This is a genomic window from Nocardia sp. NPDC060249 (genome assembly GCF_042728755.1).
Classification (GTDB): Bacteria; Actinomycetota; Actinomycetes; order Mycobacteriales; family Mycobacteriaceae; genus Nocardia.
On the sequence record NZ_JBHXAQ010000001.1, the window covers coordinates 1425435 to 1443848 of the forward strand.

General features: G+C 68.5%; 21 protein-coding genes. 16 read left to right on the forward strand and 5 right to left on the reverse strand.

Features of this window, described 5'->3' with window-relative positions; genetic code table 11:
- Positions 1-103 precede the first annotated feature (103 nt).
- Complete coding sequence (locus tag ACFWFP_RS06415; RefSeq protein ID WP_379293479.1) at positions 104-829, forward strand: TetR/AcrR family transcriptional regulator; 726 nt, start codon at positions 104-106, stop codon at positions 827-829.
- Between the two features lies 1 nt (position 830).
- On the opposite strand, the gene ACFWFP_RS06420 is transcribed toward ACFWFP_RS06415, so the two are convergent.
- Positions 831-2012, reverse strand: a complete 1182-nt coding sequence (locus ACFWFP_RS06420) for a DUF418 domain-containing protein (protein WP_379293480.1) — start codon at positions 2010-2012, stop codon at positions 831-833.
- A gap of 148 nt (positions 2013-2160) precedes the next feature.
- Here ACFWFP_RS06420 and dop point away from each other — a divergent pair, with 148 nt between their 5' ends.
- From dop to pafA, 5 genes are all read left to right on the forward strand, one after another.
- A complete protein-coding gene (gene dop, locus ACFWFP_RS06425; RefSeq protein WP_379293481.1) occupies positions 2161-3660 on the forward strand; it encodes a depupylase/deamidase Dop in 1500 nt (499 codons plus the stop codon).
- Positions 3661-3780: 120 nt separating this feature from the next.
- The gene (locus ACFWFP_RS06430) at positions 3781-3975 is read left to right on the forward strand and encodes a ubiquitin-like protein Pup (protein ID WP_019047503.1); all 195 of its coding nucleotides are present in this window, start codon (positions 3781-3783) and stop codon (positions 3973-3975) included.
- The gene (gene prcB / locus ACFWFP_RS06435) at positions 3972-4817 is read left to right on the forward strand and encodes a proteasome subunit beta (RefSeq protein WP_379293482.1); all 846 of its coding nucleotides are present in this window, start codon (positions 3972-3974) and stop codon (positions 4815-4817) included. The genes ACFWFP_RS06430 and prcB overlap by 4 nt, the downstream gene beginning before the upstream one ends.
- Positions 4814-5587, forward strand: a complete 774-nt coding sequence (gene prcA, locus ACFWFP_RS06440; RefSeq protein ID WP_379293483.1) for a proteasome subunit alpha — start codon at positions 4814-4816, stop codon at positions 5585-5587. Before prcB ends, prcA begins: the two co-directional genes overlap by 4 nt.
- A 165-nt stretch (positions 5588-5752) precedes the next feature.
- Entirely contained in the window at positions 5753-7111 is a 1359-nt protein-coding gene (pafA, locus tag ACFWFP_RS06445) for a Pup--protein ligase (protein WP_194824832.1), read from the forward strand.
- Positions 7112-7204: 93 nt separating this feature from the next.
- Here pafA and ACFWFP_RS06450 read toward each other — a convergent pair whose 3' ends face one another.
- Positions 7205-7840, reverse strand: coding sequence for a TetR/AcrR family transcriptional regulator (locus ACFWFP_RS06450; protein ID WP_379293484.1), 636 nt, complete (start codon positions 7838-7840; stop codon positions 7205-7207).
- 128 nt (positions 7841-7968) lie between these two features.
- On the opposite strand from ACFWFP_RS06450, the gene ACFWFP_RS06455 reads away from it, so the two are divergent.
- The 7 genes from ACFWFP_RS06455 to ACFWFP_RS06485 all read left to right on the forward strand — a co-directional run bounded on the left by ACFWFP_RS06455 (position 7969) and on the right by ACFWFP_RS06485 (position 13726).
- A complete protein-coding gene (locus tag ACFWFP_RS06455) occupies positions 7969-9120 on the forward strand; it encodes an acyl-CoA dehydrogenase family protein (RefSeq protein WP_379293485.1) in 1152 nt (383 codons plus the stop codon).
- A gap of 16 nt (positions 9121-9136) precedes the next feature.
- Entirely contained in the window at positions 9137-9889 is a 753-nt protein-coding gene (gene fabG, locus ACFWFP_RS06460) for a 3-oxoacyl-ACP reductase FabG (protein ID WP_379293486.1), read from the forward strand.
- A gap of 16 nt (positions 9890-9905) precedes the next feature.
- Positions 9906-11063, forward strand: coding sequence for an acyl-CoA dehydrogenase family protein (locus ACFWFP_RS06465; RefSeq protein ID WP_379293487.1), 1158 nt, complete (start codon positions 9906-9908; stop codon positions 11061-11063).
- Complete coding sequence (locus tag ACFWFP_RS06470) at positions 11060-11278, forward strand: hypothetical protein (protein ID WP_379293488.1); 219 nt, start codon at positions 11060-11062, stop codon at positions 11276-11278. Before ACFWFP_RS06465 ends, ACFWFP_RS06470 begins: the two co-directional genes overlap by 4 nt.
- 17 nt (positions 11279-11295) lie before the next feature.
- Positions 11296-11688, forward strand: a complete 393-nt coding sequence (locus ACFWFP_RS06475; protein ID WP_379293490.1) for a hypothetical protein — start codon at positions 11296-11298, stop codon at positions 11686-11688.
- A gap of 92 nt (positions 11689-11780) precedes the next feature.
- Positions 11781-13274 carry a long-chain fatty acid--CoA ligase gene (locus tag ACFWFP_RS06480; RefSeq protein ID WP_379293491.1) on the forward strand — a complete coding sequence of 498 codons (1494 nt, stop codon included), beginning with the start codon at positions 11781-11783 and terminating at the stop codon, positions 13272-13274.
- The gene (locus ACFWFP_RS06485) at positions 13271-13726 is read left to right on the forward strand and encodes a MaoC family dehydratase (RefSeq protein WP_379293492.1); all 456 of its coding nucleotides are present in this window, start codon (positions 13271-13273) and stop codon (positions 13724-13726) included. Before ACFWFP_RS06480 ends, ACFWFP_RS06485 begins: the two co-directional genes overlap by 4 nt.
- A gap of 51 nt (positions 13727-13777) precedes the next feature.
- Here ACFWFP_RS06485 and ACFWFP_RS06490 read toward each other — a convergent pair whose 3' ends face one another.
- From ACFWFP_RS06490 to ACFWFP_RS06500, 3 genes are read right to left on the reverse strand one after another with little or no spacing between them, the layout of a single operon-like run.
- A complete protein-coding gene (locus ACFWFP_RS06490) occupies positions 13778-14161 on the reverse strand; it encodes a VOC family protein (RefSeq protein WP_379293493.1) in 384 nt (127 codons plus the stop codon).
- A 4-nt stretch (positions 14162-14165) separates the two neighbouring features.
- On the reverse strand, positions 14166-14972 hold the full coding sequence (locus tag ACFWFP_RS06495) for a helix-turn-helix domain-containing protein (protein ID WP_379293494.1): 807 nt from the start codon (positions 14970-14972) through the stop codon (positions 14166-14168).
- Between the two features lie 17 nt (positions 14973-14989).
- Positions 14990-15295 carry an MTH1187 family thiamine-binding protein gene (locus tag ACFWFP_RS06500; protein ID WP_379293495.1) on the reverse strand — a complete coding sequence of 102 codons (306 nt, stop codon included), beginning with the start codon at positions 15293-15295 and terminating at the stop codon, positions 14990-14992.
- A gap of 100 nt (positions 15296-15395) precedes the next feature.
- On the opposite strand from ACFWFP_RS06500, the gene ACFWFP_RS06505 reads away from it, so the two are divergent.
- Genes ACFWFP_RS06505 through ACFWFP_RS06515 form a run of 3 tightly spaced genes read left to right on the forward strand, consistent with a single transcriptional unit; the run spans position 15396 to position 18396 of the window.
- The gene (locus tag ACFWFP_RS06505; protein WP_379293496.1) at positions 15396-16391 is read left to right on the forward strand and encodes a helix-turn-helix transcriptional regulator; all 996 of its coding nucleotides are present in this window, start codon (positions 15396-15398) and stop codon (positions 16389-16391) included.
- Positions 16388-17371 carry a helix-turn-helix transcriptional regulator gene (locus ACFWFP_RS06510; RefSeq protein WP_379293497.1) on the forward strand — a complete coding sequence of 328 codons (984 nt, stop codon included), beginning with the start codon at positions 16388-16390 and terminating at the stop codon, positions 17369-17371. Before ACFWFP_RS06505 ends, ACFWFP_RS06510 begins: the two co-directional genes overlap by 4 nt.
- The gene (locus ACFWFP_RS06515; RefSeq protein WP_379293498.1) at positions 17368-18396 is read left to right on the forward strand and encodes a 2-dehydropantoate 2-reductase; all 1029 of its coding nucleotides are present in this window, start codon (positions 17368-17370) and stop codon (positions 18394-18396) included. The genes ACFWFP_RS06510 and ACFWFP_RS06515 overlap by 4 nt, the downstream gene beginning before the upstream one ends.
- Positions 18397-18414: the final 18 nt, after the last annotated feature.

Sequence of the window (18414 nt, forward strand, 5' to 3'; positions counted from 1 at the left end):
TCACTCTCGGCGGAACGTGCCACACTAGGTGTTACGGCGTGTATCACAAAGGTTAGTGGAACATGGTGTCACGGTCAATGTCGGCACGGGTATCGTTAGCACTGTGACTGCACCATCCGCGCACGCCGAGCAGACCGCCGCCGACGGTCGCGCCACCCGCTGGCACGGGCACAAAGAGCGCCGCCGCGCGGAGATGATCGACGCCGCCATCGAGGTGATCGAGGAACACGGTCTCGAGATCTCGGTGCAGCTGATCGCCGAGCATCTGGCGCTGCCCCGACCGGTGGTCTACCGCCATGTCGGCGGCCGGGCCGAACTCGACGCGCTCGCGCGGCAGCGGATCCTGGAACTGCTGCTCGCGGAGTTGCTGCCCGCGCTGCAGTCCGAGGGCGCCCTCAAAGAAGCCGTGCGCGGCGCCATCGGCACCTACCTCGGCTGGATCGAGCGCCACCCGAACCTGCACCGCTTCCTCGGCGACGCCGCACCACAGGGTGCCCCGAGTCTCAGCGGCGCGGGCCGCGCGGTGGGTGGACAGCTCGCCGACATCTTCGCGGCCACCCTGGCCCGCTTCGGTATCGATCCGGCGCGCGGGCGGCCGATGGCGTTCGGCATGGTCGGCCTCGTCGACGGCGTGGTGGCGAGCTGGCGGGCGGAATCGGAGCCGGTGCTCACCACCGAGCAGGTGCAGGGCATCCTGACCGAGTCGGTGCTGTCGCTGTTCGAGGGCAATGCCCGCAGTCTCGGCGTTCCGCTGCACCGGGATTCGCTCATCGCCGACCTGCTCATCGCGCCGGACGCGGCCCCGCCGCCCGACAAGCGGCTGCGCTGACTCACCCGGCCAGCGCGCGATAGGTTCGATTCCACAGCCACTCCACGGGACCGCGCTCGAAACGTCGCAGCCACAGGTGCGCGCAGGTGATGATCGCGACGGCCACGACCAGGTAGATCGCCACCGTGAACGGCACCCTGGCCGAATCCGACACCCGCGCCGCCAGCCCGAAACCCCAGCCGTAGCAGAGGATTCCGGCGATCAGGTTCTGCAGGATATAGCAGCTCAGCGCGGTGCGGCCGACTTCGCTCAGTCGTGTGCCCGCGAACCCGAGGTGCGGCCTGCGCAGGTAGAACTCGGCAACCGCGGCCAAGATACCGAGGGCGACGAACGGTGCCGTTCCGTACCGCGTGACGAAGATGACGTCGCCGCCGCCCGCGATGCCCAGCGTCAGATCCAGCGGCGCGGCGACCGCGAACCCGATCACCATGAGCCGCCGTCGAATGCGCGCGCCCTCGGGCTGGAAGACGCCCGCCCGGAACAGGCGCGCGCCGACCAGGAACAGGGCGATCGACATCGCGAACACGAAGATCGGCTCGAGCCGGAAGATCAGCGCGTTGTCGAGGCGGAACAGCACCAGATCCCAGAAGGAGCCGTCCGCGTAGGGATTCGGATCCAGCGGTGCGGCCTGCGCGCTGTCCGGCTGTGGCGCGAACGCCAAGGCGGTGGCGATCAACGTCAACATCGTCACGTGGACCGAGGCGGCGATGATAAGCCAACGGCGTTGTGCTCGTTCGGTTGTCGCGAGAATGTAGGCGACGACCAGGCCGGTCATCGCATAACCCATCAGGACGTCGAATTCCGCGACCAACAGGAAGTTCAGCAACCCGTCGAGGAACAGCAGCCCCGCGCGGTACGGATATCTGCCCGGCCACGGCCGACCTGCCCGCTGCGCCGAACCCTGCTGGATGGCCAGGCCGATCCCGAACATCACCGTCAGCAGGCCGAGGAACTTGCCCTGCGCGAGCTGCTGGAGCACCCGCTCGGACCACATCCAGGCGTTGTCGGGGGTCGCGGCGAGCTGGTCGAGGTAGCCGACCATGCCCGCCGGGTTGGTGAAGATCCAGATATTGGTGCCGAGGGTGCCCAGGATCGCGATGCCGCGCAGCACATCCAGCGCGATCATGCGAGCGGGCCGGGGCGCGACGGGCGCTGCGGTGGTGGGTGCGACGGCATCGGTCATGCACCGAGTATCGGCGCGTGACCGGCCCGGCGGATCGCTCACGAGAACGATTCCGGGGTCCCTCTCTTGGGGGACGTTGCCGGCCCCCAGCAGCCCCGCTGGGCGGAGATGCGGGTGCGGGTACAGCGCGTCGCCTAGGCTCGACGGTATGCAGCGCATCATCGGAATCGAGGTCGAATACGGCATCTCGACCCCCACGGAGCCGACGGCCAACCCGATTCTCACCTCCACGCAGGCCGTTCTCGCCTATGCCGCCGCCGCGGGAGTGCCGCGAGCCAAGCGCACTCGCTGGGACTACGAGGTGGAATCCCCGCTGCGTGACGCGCGTGGTTTCGACCTCAGCCGGATGAGTGGGCCCGCCCCGGTCATCGACGCCGACGAGGTCGGCGCGGCCAACATGATCCTCACCAACGGCGCCCGGCTCTACGTCGACCACGCCCACCCGGAGTACTCCGCCCCCGAGGTCGTCGACCCGCTCGACGCGGTGATCTGGGACAAAGCGGGCGAGCGGGTGATGGAGGCGGCCGCACGGCACGCGTCGAGCGTGCCAGGAGCGCCCCGGCTGCAGCTGTACAAGAACAATGTCGACGGCAAGGGCGCGTCCTACGGCACCCACGAGAACTACCTGATGAGCCGCGACACCCCGTTCAGCCACATCATCGCGGGACTGACCCCGTTCTTCGTCTCACGTCAGGTGATCTGTGGCGCGGGCCGGGTCGGCATCGGTCAATCGGGTGACCACGCCGGTTTCCAGCTGTCCCAGCGTGCCGACTACATCGAGGTCGAGGTCGGCCTCGAGACCACGCTCAAGCGCGGCATCATCAACACCCGCGACGAGCCGCACGCCGACGCCGACAAGTACCGGCGGCTGCACGTGATCATCGGTGACGCCAACCTCGCCGAGATGTCGACCTACCTCAAGGTGGGCACCACCGCGCTGGTGCTCGACATGATCGAGGCGGGCGAGGACCTCTCGGAGTTCCAGCTGGCCCGCCCGGTCACCGCCGTACACCAGATCAGCCACGACCCGACACTGCGCGCCACCGTCGCGCTGGCCGACGGTCGCGAGCTGACCGGGCTTGCGCTGCAACGGCTCTACCACGAGCGCGTGGCCAAGTTCGTCCAGCGCGAAGCCAACGAAGATCCGCGCGTGCTCGACATCATCGACAAGTGGGCGATGGTCCTCGACCTGCTCGAGCGCGATCCGATGGAGGCCGCGCACCTGCTCGACTGGCCCGCCAAACTACGCCTGCTCGAGGGGATGCGCAGCCGGGAGGGCCTGGGCTGGGCCGCGCCCAAACTGCACCTGATGGACCTGCAGTACTCCGATGTTCGCCTGGACAAGGGGCTCTACAACCGCCTGGTGGCCCGCGGGTCGATGCAGCGGCTCGTCAGCGAACAGCAGGTGCTCGACGCGATGACCAACCCGCCCACCGACACCCGCGCCTACTTCCGTGGTGAGTGCCTGCGTCGCTTCGGCGCCGATATCGCCGCCGCCAGTTGGGATTCGGTGATCTTCGATCTCGGTGGCGATTCGCTGGTCCGGATTCCCACGCTGGAACCGCGCCGGGGCACGAAAGCGCACGTCGGCAAGCTGCTCGATGCCTCGCGCACGGCCGCGGAACTGGTCGACCAGCTCACCCACTGACGCGATCGAAGGGGTCGACTGCGCGACAATCCGATCGCTATCGACCACCTTGTCGGATCCGCTCGGTAGGGTTGTGGGACACACACGATCATCGTGATGAGGAAGAGGAGGTCGGCTGCCATGGCACAAGAGCAGACCAAGCGCGCCGGGGGTGGCGACGAGGACGAGGGCCCCGAGGGCGTCGACGCGGCAGGGCAGGAACGTCGCGAGAAGCTCGCGGAGGAAACCGACGACTTGCTCGATGAAATCGATGACGTGCTCGAAGAGAACGCCGAGGACTTCGTGCGGGCATATGTGCAGAAGGGCGGCCAGTGACCTCAGGTGACCCCTTGCGCCTCCACGCGGGGCGGGCTCTCTCCTCGTTCACCGAACATCTGCGCATGCACGCTCCGGACCTGTTGCCCGCCAACAGGTTTCCGGCCTCGGATCTGACCGCGACGAAGGATCTGGCGCCACACGGCACCACCATCGTCGCGGTCAGCTACCGTGGCGGCGTGCTGATCGCGGGCGACCGCAGGGCCACCATGGGCAACCTGCTCGCCAGCCGCGACACCGAGAAGGTGTACATCACCGACACCTTCTCGGCCGCGGGCATCGCCGGTACCGCGGGCATCGCGATCGAGATGGTGCGGCTGTTCGCCGTGGAGCTGGAGTACTACGAGAAGATCGAAGGCGTGCCGCTCACCTTCGACGGTAAAGCCAACAAGCTGTCGAAGATGGTTCGCGACAACCTGCCTGCCGCCATGCAGGGCCTGGCCGCGATCCCGCTGCTGGTCGGTTTCGACGACCAGATCCTCGACCTCGACCGGTCCGGCCGCATCGTGTCCTACGACGTGGTCGGCGGGCGGAGCGAGGAGCGGTTCGGCTACACCGCCGTCGGGTCCGGTTCGACGTTCGCGAAGTCGTCGCTGAAGAAGCTCTACCAGCGCGGCATCGACCAGGACCGGGCGCTGCGGATCGCGGTGGAATCACTGTTCGACGCCGCCGACGACGACACCGCCACCGGTGGTCCCGACATGCTGCGCGGGATCTACCCGACAGCGGTGGTGATCGACGCCGAGGGTGCGGACGAGATCGGTGAGGATCGTCTCGCCGAGATCGCCCGCGGTGTGATCGCCGACCGGGAAGCCGCGGAAGAAGGGGGCGCCGTCCTATGACGCTGCCGTATTACGCCTCGGCCGAGCAGATCATGCGCGACAAGACCGAGCTCGCCCGCAAGGGCATCGGTCGCGGTCGCAGCGTGGTGGTGCTGGTCTACGCCGACGGCGTGCTGTTCGTCGCCGAGAACCCCTCGGCGACGTTGCACAAGGTCAGCGAGCTCTACGACCGCGTCGGGTTCGCCGCGGTCGGCAAGTACAACGAGTTCGAGGCACTGCGCCGCGGCGGCATCCTGCAGGCCGACCTCAAGGGCTACCAGTACGACCGGCGCGATGTCACCGGCCGTGGGCTGGCCAACCTGTACGCGCAGAGCCTGGGCTCGATCTTCACCGATCAGCTCAAGCCCTACGAGGTGGAGCTGTGTGTCGCCGAAGTGGGTTATCCGGAACAGTCGCCGACCTCGGTGCTGTACCGGATCACCTTCGACGGGTCCATCGTCGACGAACGCGAGTACGTCGTCATGGGCGGCACCACCGAGCCGATCCTGACCCAGCTCAAGGCCGCCTACAAGCCGGGTCTGTCCCTGGACGACGCGTTGAAGGTGGCGATCGGCGCACTGCTGGCCGGTCAGCCCGAGGCCGACAAGGACAAGCGGTCGCTCGGTGAGGCCTCCCTCGAGGTGGCCACACTCGAGCAGCAGCGCCCGCGCCGGGCGTTCCGCAGGCTGCAGGGCCCCGCCTTGGAGTCGGCGCTGGCCGCCTCCAAGCCGAAGGCCAAAGCGGTGAAAGAGGCGAAGCTGCCAGAACCCGACGACGACGCGGGGAAATAACCCACCGTCACGATCATGATCGGGCCTGCGAATCACACCGGTTCGCAGGCCTGATCTCGTCGTGTGCGCGCAGGTCGTTCGCTGTCCGAATCGTTGTGAACACGTATGCGAATGGGATGTCAGGAGCGCCGCGCGGGCACTGGTCATGGCTGTACTGTCGATAGTGTGCAGCGACGAATCATGGGGATCGAGACCGAGTTCGGTGTGACATGCACCTTCCACGGTCACCGTCGGCTGTCCCCCGACGAGGTAGCCCGGTACTTGTTCCGCCGGGTGGTGTCCTGGGGCCGTAGCTCCAATGTCTTCCTTCGCAACGGTGCCAGGTTGTACCTCGACGTCGGATCGCATCCCGAGTACGCCACCGCCGAATGCGACAGCCTGGTGCAGTTGGTCACCCACGACCGGGCGGGCGAGCGGGTATTGGAAGACCTGCTCATAGACGCCGAACAGCGCCTCGCCGAGGAAGGCATCGGCGGCGACATCTACCTGTTCAAGAACAATACCGACTCCGCGGGCAACTCCTACGGCTGCCACGAGAACTTTCTCGTGGTCCGGGCGGGCGAGTTCTCCCGGATCTCGGATGTGCTGCTCCCGTTCCTGGTCACCCGCCAGCTCATCTGTGGCGCGGGCAAGGTGCTGCAGACGCCGAAGGCGGCCACGTTCTGCCTGTCACAGCGCGCCGAGCACATCTGGGAGGGCGTCTCCTCGGCGACCACCCGCTCGCGCCCGATCATCAACACCCGCGACGAGCCGCACGCCGACGCCGAGAAGTACCGGCGCCTGCACGTGATCGTCGGTGACTCCAATATGGCCGAACCGACCACCATGCTCAAGGTCGGCACCGCCTCGCTGGTGCTGGAGATGATCGAGGCAGGAGTGTCGTTCCGCGATTTCGCGCTCGACAACCCGATACGGGCCATTCGCGAGGTCAGCCACGATCTCACCGGTCGCCGTCCGGTGCGCCTGGCGGGCGGACGCCAGGCCAGTGCCCTGGAAATCCAGCGTGAGTACTACGCCCGCGCCGTCGAGCACCTGCGCAATCGCGATCGCGATCCACAGGTCGACGCGGTGGTGGACCTGTGGGGTCGCACCCTCGACGCGGTCGAGGCGCAGGACTTCGCCAAGGTCGACACCGAGATCGACTGGGTGATCAAGCGCAAGCTGTTCCAGCGCTACCAGGACCGCTACAGCATGGAGATGTCGGATCCCAAGATCGCCCAGCTGGATCTGGCCTACCACGACATCAAGCGCGGGCGCGGGGTCTTCGACCTGCTCCAGCGCAAGGGTCTGGCCAAGCGGATCACCGAGGATGACGCCGTCGACGCCGCCGTGGACACCCCGCCGCAGACCACCCGGGCCAAGCTGCGCGGTGACTTCATCACCGCCGCCCAGGAGGCCGGCCGCGACTTCACCGTCGACTGGGTGCACCTCAAGCTGAACGATCAGGCGCAGCGCACGGTGCTGTGCAAGGATCCGTTCCGATCGGTCGACGAACGCGTCGACCGGCTGATCGCCTCGATGTAGGCGAACCCCTCAGACGGGGGGACCGACAACAGAACCGGTGGCGCATGGGAGCGATCGCGTAGGCGCCACCGGTTTTGTTGTGTGCGGGCGCGCTCAGTCCGCGATCACGACCGTCGCGTAGGTGGCGGTGAGGCCGGCGATGAACGCGGTGAGCGCCAATTCGAAACTGTCGTCGTCGATTTCGTCGGCGATCGCCCGCAGCAGGTGGGCCTGATTCAGGTGCGGGTAGCGGTCGCGGTAGACCTGCACGTCGTCGGCGAAGCCGCCGGCGAACGAGCCCACTGTCGAACCCATGACCAGGTAGCGGGTGGCCGCGCCGATCATGGTGGCGTAGCGCGGTGGCCAGCCCGCACCGACCAGACCCCCGTGTACGGCGTCGGCGGCGCGCAGGTTCTCGGCTCGGCGGCCCGGGCCGGTGGCCAGGTACGGCACGAAGTTCGGATGGGTGGCCAGTGCGCCGCGATAGCTGCGCGCCCAGTCCGCGAGTGCGCGATCCCAGCTCATGGTGTCGAAGGCCGAGGTGTCGACCAGGCTCATGACGCCGGTGGCGATGTCGTCGAACAGGTCGTCCTTGTTCGGGTAGTGGCCGTAGAGCGAGGCGGCCTGGACGCCGAGCTCGGCGCCCAATTTGCGCATGGAGACTTCGGCGAGCCCGTCGCGGTCGATCAGGACCAGCGCGGCGTCGCGGATGCGCTCGCGGCTCAACAGCGGTACGCGCGGCCTGGCCATGCGGTACTCCCTCTCTCGTCGGGAATGGAACGGTATCACCGATGCCGAAAACAGCTCTTGATTAACCGAACAGCGTTAGGATACGGTGCCCGAGTAAACCTAACGCCGTTTGGTTCAGGAGTGGTTCCGTGGATTTCCAGCTCACCCCCGCGCAGTCCGACCTGCGTGCACTCGCCCGTACGTGGGTGGACAAGGAAGTCGTGCCGTACGCCGCGCAGTGGGATCGCGACGAATCGGTGGACCCGGCGATCGTCGGCAAGCTCGGCGCTCTCGGCTTCCTCGGCATCGGGATCGCCGAGCAATACGGTGGCTCCGGCGGCGACACCTTCGATTACTGCCTGCTGCTCGAGGAGCTCGGCCGCGGTGACAGCGCGGTGCGCGGCATCGTGTCGGTCTCGCTCGGGCTGTTCGGCAAGTCGATCGCCGCGTACGGCACCGAGGAACAGAAGCAGCTGTTCCTGCCGGGGATCTGCGCGGGCGACCAGCTGGGCTGTTTCGCGCTGACCGAGCCCGGCACCGGCTCCGACGCGGCGAATCTGGACACCCGCGCCGTTCGCGACGGGTCGGACTGGGTGCTGTCCGGCACCAAGATCTTCATCACCAACGGGACCTGGGCCGATCACGCGCTGGTGTTCGCGCGGACCGGCGGGCCCGGCCCCAAGGGCGTCACCGCGTTCGTGGTGCCGACGGACGCGCCGGGCTTCGGCCGGACCGAGATCAAGGGCAAGCTCGGGCTGCGCGGCCAGGCCACCGCCGAACTCGTCCTCGACGGGGTCCGGGTGCCCGACGCGCTGCGCCTCGGCGAGGAGGGGCAGGGCTTCCGGATCGCGATGTCGGCGCTCGACAAGGGCCGCATCGGGGTCGCGTCCGGCTGCGTCGGCGTGGCCCGCGCCTGCCTCGAAGCATCGGTGCGTTATGCCGGTGAGCGCGAACAGTTCGGCCGGCCGATCGCCGGTTACCAGCTGGTCCAGGAGCTGCTGTCCGATATCGCCGTCGCGACCGACGCCGCACGGCTGCTCGCGTGGCGCGCGGCCGATCTCGCCGACCGCGGGCAAGCCTTCGGCACCGCCGCGTCGATGGCGAAGCTGTTCGCCTCCGAAGCCGCGGTCTCGGCCGCCAACAACGCGATCCAGGTGTTCGGCGGCTACGGCTACATCGACGAATACCCCGTCGCCAAGTACCTGCGCGACGCCCGCGTGCTGACCCTCTACGAAGGCACCACCCAGATCCAGAAACTGCTCATCGGACGCGCCCTCACCGGCGTGAACGCCATTGTCTGACACAGGAGTACGACCCATGACCCACAGAACAGCCCTCGTCACCGGGGCGGCCCGCGGGATCGGCGCGGCGACCGCCGCCCGCCTGGCCGACGACGGGTTCGCCGTGGCCGTCGTCGATCTCGACGCCGACGCCGCGGTGCTGGCCGCCGGGAAGATCAACGCGGCAGGCGGCACCGCGATCGGCCTGGGCTGCGACGTCGCCGACGAGACGCAGGTGGCCGACGCCGTCGCACGCACCGTGGCCGACCTCGGCTCGCTCGACGTGCTCGTGAACAACGCGGGCGTGCTGCGCGACAACCTGCTGTTCAAGATGTCGGTGCAGGACTGGGACACCGTCATGGCGGTGCACCTGCGTGGCGCGTTCCTGTGCAGCAAGGCCGCGCAGAAGCACATGGTGGACAACGGTGGCGGCGCCATCGTCAACACCTCGAGCGTCTCGGCGCTCGGCAATCGCGGACAGGCCAACTACGCGGCGGCCAAAGCGGGCATCCAGGGCCTGACCCGCACGCTCGCCATGGAACTCGGCCCGTTCGGGATTCGCGTCAACGCCGTCGCTCCCGGCTTCATCGCCACCGAGATGACCGCGGCCACCGCGGCGCGAATGGGGGTGAGTGCCGAAGACCTGCAAGCCAAGACGGCCGAGATCACCCCACTGCGACGGGTCGGCGTGCCCGCCGATATCGCGAACGTGGTGGCGTTCCTCGTCTCCGACGATGCCGGCTTCGTCACCGGGCAGACCGTGTACGTCGACGGCGGACGCCGTCTCTAGATAGCGGAGAAACCTCATGCAGAGAACAGTTTTCAACGATGAGCACGAAGCATTCCGCAAGACCGTGCGGGCATTCATCGAAGCGAAGGTCGCACCGGTCTACGACCAGTGGTACGAGGCGGGCATCGTGCCGCGCGGTTTCTACGCCGACCTGGCCGACCTCGGGGTGTTCGGGATCGAGGTGCCCGAGGAATACGGTGGCGCCGGCATCGAATCGTTCAAGTTCCAGGCGATCCTGCTGGAGGAGACCACCCGCGCCGGTGTGTCTTTCGGCGGCTCCGGCGTCCACGTGGGCCTGTGTCTGCCGTATCTGAAGAACCTCGCGACCGACGAGCAGAAGCAGCGCTGGCTGCCGGGGTTCGTCTCGGGCGAGATCATGTTCGCGATCGCGATGACCGAGCCCGGCACCGGCTCCGATCTCGCCGGAATGCGCACCACCGCGCAGCTGTCCGAGGACGGCACCCACTATGTGCTCAACGGGTCGAAGACCTTCATCACCGGTGGTGTGCACGCCGATCGGGTGATCGTCTGCGCGCGGACCGCCCCGCCGTCGGACACCGATCGCCGCCACGGGATCTCGCTGCTCGTCGTCGATACGAAGTCGCCGGGATACGCGGTGGGACGCAAGCTGGACAAGCTGGGTCTGAAGGTCTCCGACACCGCCGAGCTGTCCTTCACCGACGTGCGAGTTCCGGTGTCGGACCTGCTGGGGGAGGCGGACAAGGGGTTCAGCTACCTGGGCCAGAATCTGCCGCAGGAACGGCTCTCGATCGCGCTCGGCGCCTACGCCCAGGCCAAGGCGGCGATCCGGTTCACCCTCGAATACACCAGGGGGCGCAATGTTTTCGGCCAGCCGGTCGCGCAGTTCCAGAACACCAAGTTCGAACTGGCCGCCTGTCAGGCCGAGGTCGATGCCGCCGAAGCGGTCGTCGACCGGGCGCTCGAGGCCCTCGACCGCGAGGAACTCACCGCCGCCGACGCGGCCTCGGCCAAACTGTTCTGCTCCGAGGTGGCCTCGCGGGTGATCGACCGCTGCCTGCAACTGCACGGCGGCTACGGCTACATCAACGAGTACCCGGTGGCCCGCCTGTACGCCGACAACCGGGTCAACCGGATCTACGGCGGCACCAGCGAGGTGATGAAGATGATCATCGCCAAGGACATGGGCTTGTGACCGGCACCGCGTACCTGGTCGACGGCGTGCGAACGCCGTTCGGCCGGTACGGGGGCGCACTGGCCGGGGTGCGACCCGATGACCTTGCCGCGCACGCGATCACGGCCCTGATGCAGCGTCCGCCGAGCGTGGATTTCGGCGCACTCGACGATGTGGTGCTGGGGTGCGTCAATCAGGCGGGCGAGGACAATCGCAATGTCGCGCCGCGCTCCTGATCGCCTCCGAAGACGCGGTGCGCCGGTACGGTCTCACCCCGCTCGCGCGGGTCGGGGCGGTCGCGGCGGCGGGTGTGCAGCCACCGACGATGGGCATCGGCCCGGTGCCCGCTGTCGAAAAGCTGCTCACCCGAACAGGTCTGGGTATCGACGAGATCGACGTGCTCGAACTCGACGAGGCCTTCGCCGCCCAGGCGCTGGCGGTGTTGCGTGGTCTGGGCCTGCCCGATGACGCCGAGCACGTGAATCCCCACGGCGGCGCGATCGCACTGGGTCACCCGCTCGGGGCGAGCGGTGCCCGGCTCGCTCTCACCGCCGCGCTCGAACTGGTCGAACGCGATGCCCGGCATGCCATCGCGACCCTGTGTGTCGGCGTCGGCCAAGGTCTCGCCGTACTCCTGCACCGCTGACCGGTGCGGTGACCGCCCCGGTCGCCGCCGCACCAGGCCCCGCTCCGGGCGGTGGCCGCTCTTTCCGCCAACGCTGTCGTTAGGAACCACCCGTGAACGCCACTCTTTCCCTGGCGAGCATCCTCGCCGAACCCGCCCGCCGCCGCCCGCATCACCTCGCGCTGATCGAGGGTGAGCACCGCATCACCTTCGCCGATCTGTGGCGTGAAGCCCGCGAACAGGCGGGCGCCCTGATCGCGCGCGGTGTGCAACCCGGCGACCGGGTAGCGCTGCTGTGTCCCAATACCGCCGACTTCCCGCGTGCCTACTTCGCCGTCCTCGCCGCGGGCGCGACGGTGGTGCCCGTCCATCTGCTGCTCACCGCGCCGGAGATGGAATACGTGCTGCGCGACAGCGGCGCCTCGCTGCTGATCTGTCATCCGATGGTCGCGGCGACGGGGAGCGAGGCGGCCAGGAACGCGGGAATCGACGTCGTGGCGCCCGAAGAACTTGCCGGCGCGGCGATCTCGAACTTCGTCTCGCGTGGTCCGCTCGATACGGCGGTGGTCTTCTACACCAGCGGCACCACCGGCACGCCCAAGGGCGCCGAGCTCAGCCATCTCAACATGGTGATGTGTGCGACGGTGAACACCTTCGACGCCAACGAGATCCACCGCGACGACATCGCGCTGGGCGCGCTGCCGCTGTTCCACGTGTTCGGGCAGACGGTGTCGATGAATTCGCAGTGGCGGGTCGGCGGCACCCTGGTGCTGATGCCGAGATTCGACGCGGCCGCGGCGTTGTCGCTGATGGCGGCCGAGCAGGTCAACCTGTTCCACGGCGTGCCCACCATGTACCTGTCGTTGATCGAGGCGGCAGGTGCGGCCCCGGTACTGCCCGCGCTGAAACTGTGCATCAGCGGCGGCGCCGCGCTGCCCGTCGCCGTGCTCGAGGATTTCGAGCGGATCTTCCACGCGCCGGTGCTCGAGGGCTACGGCCTGTCGGAGACCTCGCCGACCGCGGCGGTGAACCAGCCGTGCTTCGGCACCGAGGCGGGCACTGTCGGCCATCCGGTGTGGGGCGTCGACGTGGAGATCGCCGATCCCGCGATCACCGACCGCATCGAACTGGTGCCCATCGGCGACGTGGGCGAGGTGGTGGTGCGCGGGCACAATGTGTTCAGTGGCTACACCGGCAGACCGGAGGCGAGCGCCGCGGCCGTGGTCGACGGGTGGTTCCGGACCGGTGACCTCGGCACCAGGGACGACACCGGTCGGGTGCGCATCGTCGACCGGATCAAGGAGATGATCCTGCGCGGCGGTTTCAACGTGTATCCGACCGAGGTCGAAGCCGCCCTGCTGCGGCACCCGCGGATCGCGCAGGTAGCGGTGATCGGTGTGCCCGACCCCCATTACGGTGAGGAGATCGTGGCGGTTGTCGTGCCGGCGGGCCCGCTGACCGAGCGGGAAGTGATCGACTTCGCCAAGCAGCAGGTCGCGAAGTACAAGTACCCGCGCCGCGTCGAATTCGTGACCGAACTACCGCTCGGCCCCACCCACAAGGTTCTCAAACGCGCACTGCGCCAACGTTTCGGAGGAACTGCATGACCACGGATTTCGCTGATTTCGACGCCCTGCGGGCGGCGATCGGCACAGAACTCGGCCCCAGCGACTGGATCACCGTCGACCAGCGGCGCATCGACCTGTTCGCCGAAGCCACCGACGACCACCAGTGGATCCACGTCGACGCCGAACGCGCCGCCGCGGGCCCCTACGGCACCACCATCGCCCACGGCTTCCTCACCCTGTCGCTGATCGTGCCGATGACCCAGCAGATCATGTCCGTCAGCGCGGCGAAGGCAGGCATCAACTACGGCCTCGACCGGGTTCGCTTCCTCTCGCCGGTTCCGGTCGGCAGCCGTATTCGCGCCCACCTCACGCTCACCGAGGTCACCGAGGTTCCCGGCGGCGTCCAAGTCCACCGCCATGTCACCGTCGAACTCGAAAACGCCGACCGCCCAGCGTGTGTGGCCGACTCCATCGCTCGCTGCCTGCTGTGAAAGCCGGCCGTGGCGAGCGCGCCCCGCACTCGCCACGGCCGGTTCGGTGCCCTACCGGAGTTCGCCGCTGAGAACCCAGAGGTGCCCGAAGGGGTCCTTCACCCTGCCTTGCCGCTTGCCGTAGGGACGGTTGCCGACGGGGATCACGACCTCGGCTCCGTGCTTGACCATCCGGTCGGCTGTCGCGTCGGGGTCGGCGACGGTGAGCACGAGGAGAACGGGCGAGCCGCCCACCGATCCGGGGTCGGCCCACCCCCATTCCTCGGCACTCTGCGCCAGGGCGAACACGACGGAGCCGAGCGTGAGTTCGCCATGATGCACCACCCCGTCCTCGGCGACGCGCAGACTCAGCTGCGCTCCGAGCGCCTCGGTGTAGAAGGTGATCGCGGCGTCCGCGTCGGAGACCAGCAGTTTCGGGACAAGGTGGCTGTTCATGTCCCTATGGTCGTGGACCGCCAGGTTGCCTGCCTTGTAGATTTCGGTCCTCTTCCGCGAGCCAGTCCGTCGGCGTGGTGTTCATGAGGTCGCGGAACTCGCGCACGAGGTGGCTCTGGTCGTGGTAGCCCGACTCGGCGGCCACCCGTGCCCAGGACGTCGCGCCCGTGCCGGCGCGGCGAACCGCGCACTCCAGGCGCGCCACGCGGGAGGCGAACTTCGGGGTGACCCCCAGCGAGCGTCGCATCACCTCGCGCAGACGCCGGGCGCTCAGGTGCACGCGGTCGGCGAGATCATCGACCGACAGCGTCCCGCTACCTGCCCTGATCCGATCCAGCGCGCGCAGGGCGTGGTCGGCCGCGGTGTCGTACTCGGCCCGGTCCAGCTGCTCGAGCAGACGGATACGCAGGACACCCTCACGTCGACCGGCCGGGTGCTCCGCCAACTCCTCGCACAGCGAGTGCACCCACGGCAGTACGGCGTCGGCGATCACGCCGCCCGCGTCCACCTCACTCAGCGGCATGCCGAGCAGGCGGCGCATTGCCGCCGGTGACAACTCCAGATAGGCCGTCGGCTGCCCCGGCAGCAGGGCGGTGACCGGCGTCGCGACCCCCGGCCGCATCAAGCCGGCCACGACCGCCTGCGTGCGCAGGGTCTGTCCGTCGTAGTCGACCTCGAGCGGAGCTCCGAGACTGACAACGAGTCGAGCCGACAAGGTGGGGACAGCTCGATGGGCCCGAGCTGGACCAGCGTGCTCGCTGATCGACACCACGCCGATGCCCGCGGCGCGGCATGCCGGACGGAGTTCCATCCCCGCATTCTCGCAGGCTATCCGTCGGCGAGGTAGCGCTCGATCGTCTCGACCTTGCTGGTCAGCGCGTCGGTGACCCCGGGGCGGATGTCGGCCTTGAGTACCAGGCTGCACCGGGGCGCGGTGACGAGAACGGCGTCGGTGGCGGCCTTGATCACCGCCATCACCTCGTCCCATTCGCCCTCGATGGTGGTGAACATCGCGTCGGTGCGGTGGGGCAGGCCGGATGCGCGGACCACCCGGACCGCCGCGGCGACCGCTTCGCCGACCGAGCCGTCGTGGTGGGCGGAACCGCTGGGCGCAACGGAGAAGGCGACGAGCATCGTGATCCTTTCGACGGGTGGGCCCCGAGGTCTGCCGGGGTCGTTGCCCAAGTGTGCGCCGACGCGCGGGGGAGCGGGCGCGACCATTACCCTCTATCGAGTGGCGATATCCAAGGTCGAGCGGCTGATGAATCTGGTCATCGCGCTGCTGTCGACCAGGCAGTTCCTGAGCGCGGAACGTATTCGCGCCAGCGTGGCCGGTTACGAGGACTCCGCGACCGACGAGGCGTTCAGCCGGATGTTCGAGCGCGACAAGAACGAATTGCGCGATCTGGGCATCCCGTTGGAAGTCGGCCCGGTGGGACGGTTCTCGACACTCGAGGGGTACCGGATCAACCGGGACGCCTACGAGCTGCCCGATATCGATCTGTCCAGCGAGGAAGCCGCGGCGGTTGCCGTCGCGGTGCAGATGTGGGCCTCACCGGAATTGGCGGGCGCGGCCGAGGGCGCGCTGTTGAAGCTGCGCGCGGCCGGGGTCACCGTCGAGACCGACAACGTCGGGGTTTCGGTGCCCGCGGTGCCCGCACGCACCCGGGGGTCGGAGCCGGTGTTGCGGGAGCTGCTCGCGGCGATCGACGCCGGGCAGGCGGTGCGATTCGGCCACCACAGCGCCGTCACCGATCCGTTCGTGACCCGCGATGTCGAACCGTGGGGCGTGGTGACCCGGCACGGGCGCTGGTACCTGGTCGGGCACGACCGCGAACGCGATGCCGTTCGCACGTTCCGGCTGTCGCGGATCGGGGGACAGGTGCGGCCGTACGGTCCGGTCGACGCTGTCCACAAGCCCGCGCACACCGATCTGCGCGCGATCGTCGACCGGGTCACCGGTGACGCCCCCGTCACCGGGTCGGCCACCGTGTGGGTCGCCAAGGGCCGCGGTCGCGAACTGCGCCGCATCGGCACCGAAATCGACACCCGTGACCTGGGCGGACGGCCCGGCTCGGTCCTCGACGTGCCGGTCCGATCCCGCGACTGGGTGGCCCGGCTGATCACCGGCCTCGGACCCGATGTTCTCGTCCTGGAACCACCGGAACTGCGCGCCGACGTGATGAACCGGCTACGGTCGGTACTCGACCACACGGAGGTCACGTCGTGAGTTCGCGTCTGTCCCTACGCCTTTCGCGCCTGCTGAACATGGTGCCGTACTTACTCGCGCACCCGGGTATCAGCGCGGCCGAGGCCGCCGCCGAACTGGGTGTCACCACCAAACAGCTGATGAGCGACCTCAATCAGCTGTGGATGTGCGGCTTGCCGGGCTACGGTCCCGGCGATCTGATCGACCTGTCGTTCTCCGAGGAGAGCATCGAGGTCACCTTCTCGGCCGGTATCGAACGGCCGCTACGGCTGACCTCCACCGAGGCCACCGCGCTGCTGGTGGCGCTGCGCTCGATCGTGGAGATGCCGGGCATGGTCGACCCGACCGCCGCGCACGCCGCCATCGCCAAGATCGAATCGGCGATCGCCAGCACCGACGCCGTCGTCGCCGGCAAACCGGTCGATGTCCCCGTGGAGAAACCGGTGGTCGCGACCGTGCGCGCCGCGCTCGCCGACGCGCGCGCCCTGCGCCTGGTCTACTACTCCGCCAGCCGCGACGAGGTCTCCGAACGAATCGTCGACCCGATTCGCGTGGTGCTGGTCGACAACAACAGCTATCTGCAGGCCTGGTGCAGGCAGGCCGAAGGCGTTCGCCTGTTCCGGTTCGACCGGATCGAGGACGCCACCGAACTCGACGAACCCGCCCACGCGCCGAGCCACGCCGCCAACGACGCCGCGGCACTCGACCTGTTCCAGGACGATCCCGCCGTGCCGCTGGCCCGGTTGCGGATTCGCGCCGACTACGCGTGGGTGCTCGACCAGTACCCCATGCACCGCATCGAATCGCGCGCCGACGGCAGCATCGAGGCGGGCATGCGCTTCGCCTCACCGGACTGGATGGCCCGGTTGCTGCTCGGCTTCGGCACCGGCGTCACCGTGCTCGGGCCACCCGAACTGGTGGCCGCGGTGCGCACGCGCGCCGACGCCGCCCTGGCCGCCTACGCGGCCGCCGGACTGGTGGGGGAGACCGAACCCGCGTGAGTCAGCGAGTACTGGTCCTCGGCGCGGGCAGCGTTGGGGTTTTCATCGGCGGTCACCTGGCCGCCGCCGGCATGGAAGTGATCTTCGTCGGCCGTCAGCGGATCCTCGACGACATCGCCGAGCACGGCCTGCGCCTGACCGACCTGGACGGCGGCTCGACCGAGGTGACGCCCGACCGGTTCGGTCTCGCGCTCGAACCCGACGAGCCCGAGTTGGCCGACCTGGTCCTGGTGACCGTGAAATCGGCCGACACCGCCGCCGCGGCCCGTGCCGTCGCGGGCCGATTACGCCCCGGCACGCCGGTCGTGAGCCTGCAGAACGGCATCGGCAACGCCGGCGTGATCCGCGAGATCCTGCCGACCAGCGTCGTCCTGGCCGGGATGGTGATGTTCAACGTGGTGCACAGCGGTCGCGGGTGTTTCCACCGCGCCAGCGACGGCGACCTCGCGATCCAGGACGACCCGGTCGTCGACCGCTTCGCCGACCGTTTCCGGGCGGCCGGATTGCCGCTGCGCCGTCACCGCGATCTGCGTCCGGTGCAATGGGCGAAACTGCTGCTCAATCTGAACAACCCGATCAACGCGCTGTCGGGCAGGCCGCTGCGGGAGGAACTCGCCGAGCGTGACTACCGCCGCTGCCTCGCGCTGACTCAGTCCGAAGCCCTCGCCGTGATGAACACTGCGCGAATTCGGCCCGCGCAGCTCACCCCCGTTCCGCCCGAGTTGATGGTGCATCTGCTGCGTGTGCCCGACGCGATCTTCCGGCGGGTGTTCGGGCGGGTGCTCGCCATCGATCCGCTCGCCCGCTCGTCGATGGCCGATGACCTCGCGCTCGGCCGGCGTACCGAGATCGCGTGGTTGTGTGGGGAAATCGTGCGCCTGGGCGACATGGTCGGGCACCCGACGCCGGTCAACCGGCGGCTGACGCAGCTGATCAGGATCGCCGAATCCGGCGACACCGCCCGGTTCACCGGAAGCCGGTTGTTCGCCGAGCTGACCGGGGCGGCGGCCGCTGTCGCGGATTGAACGCGTGGCGAACACCGC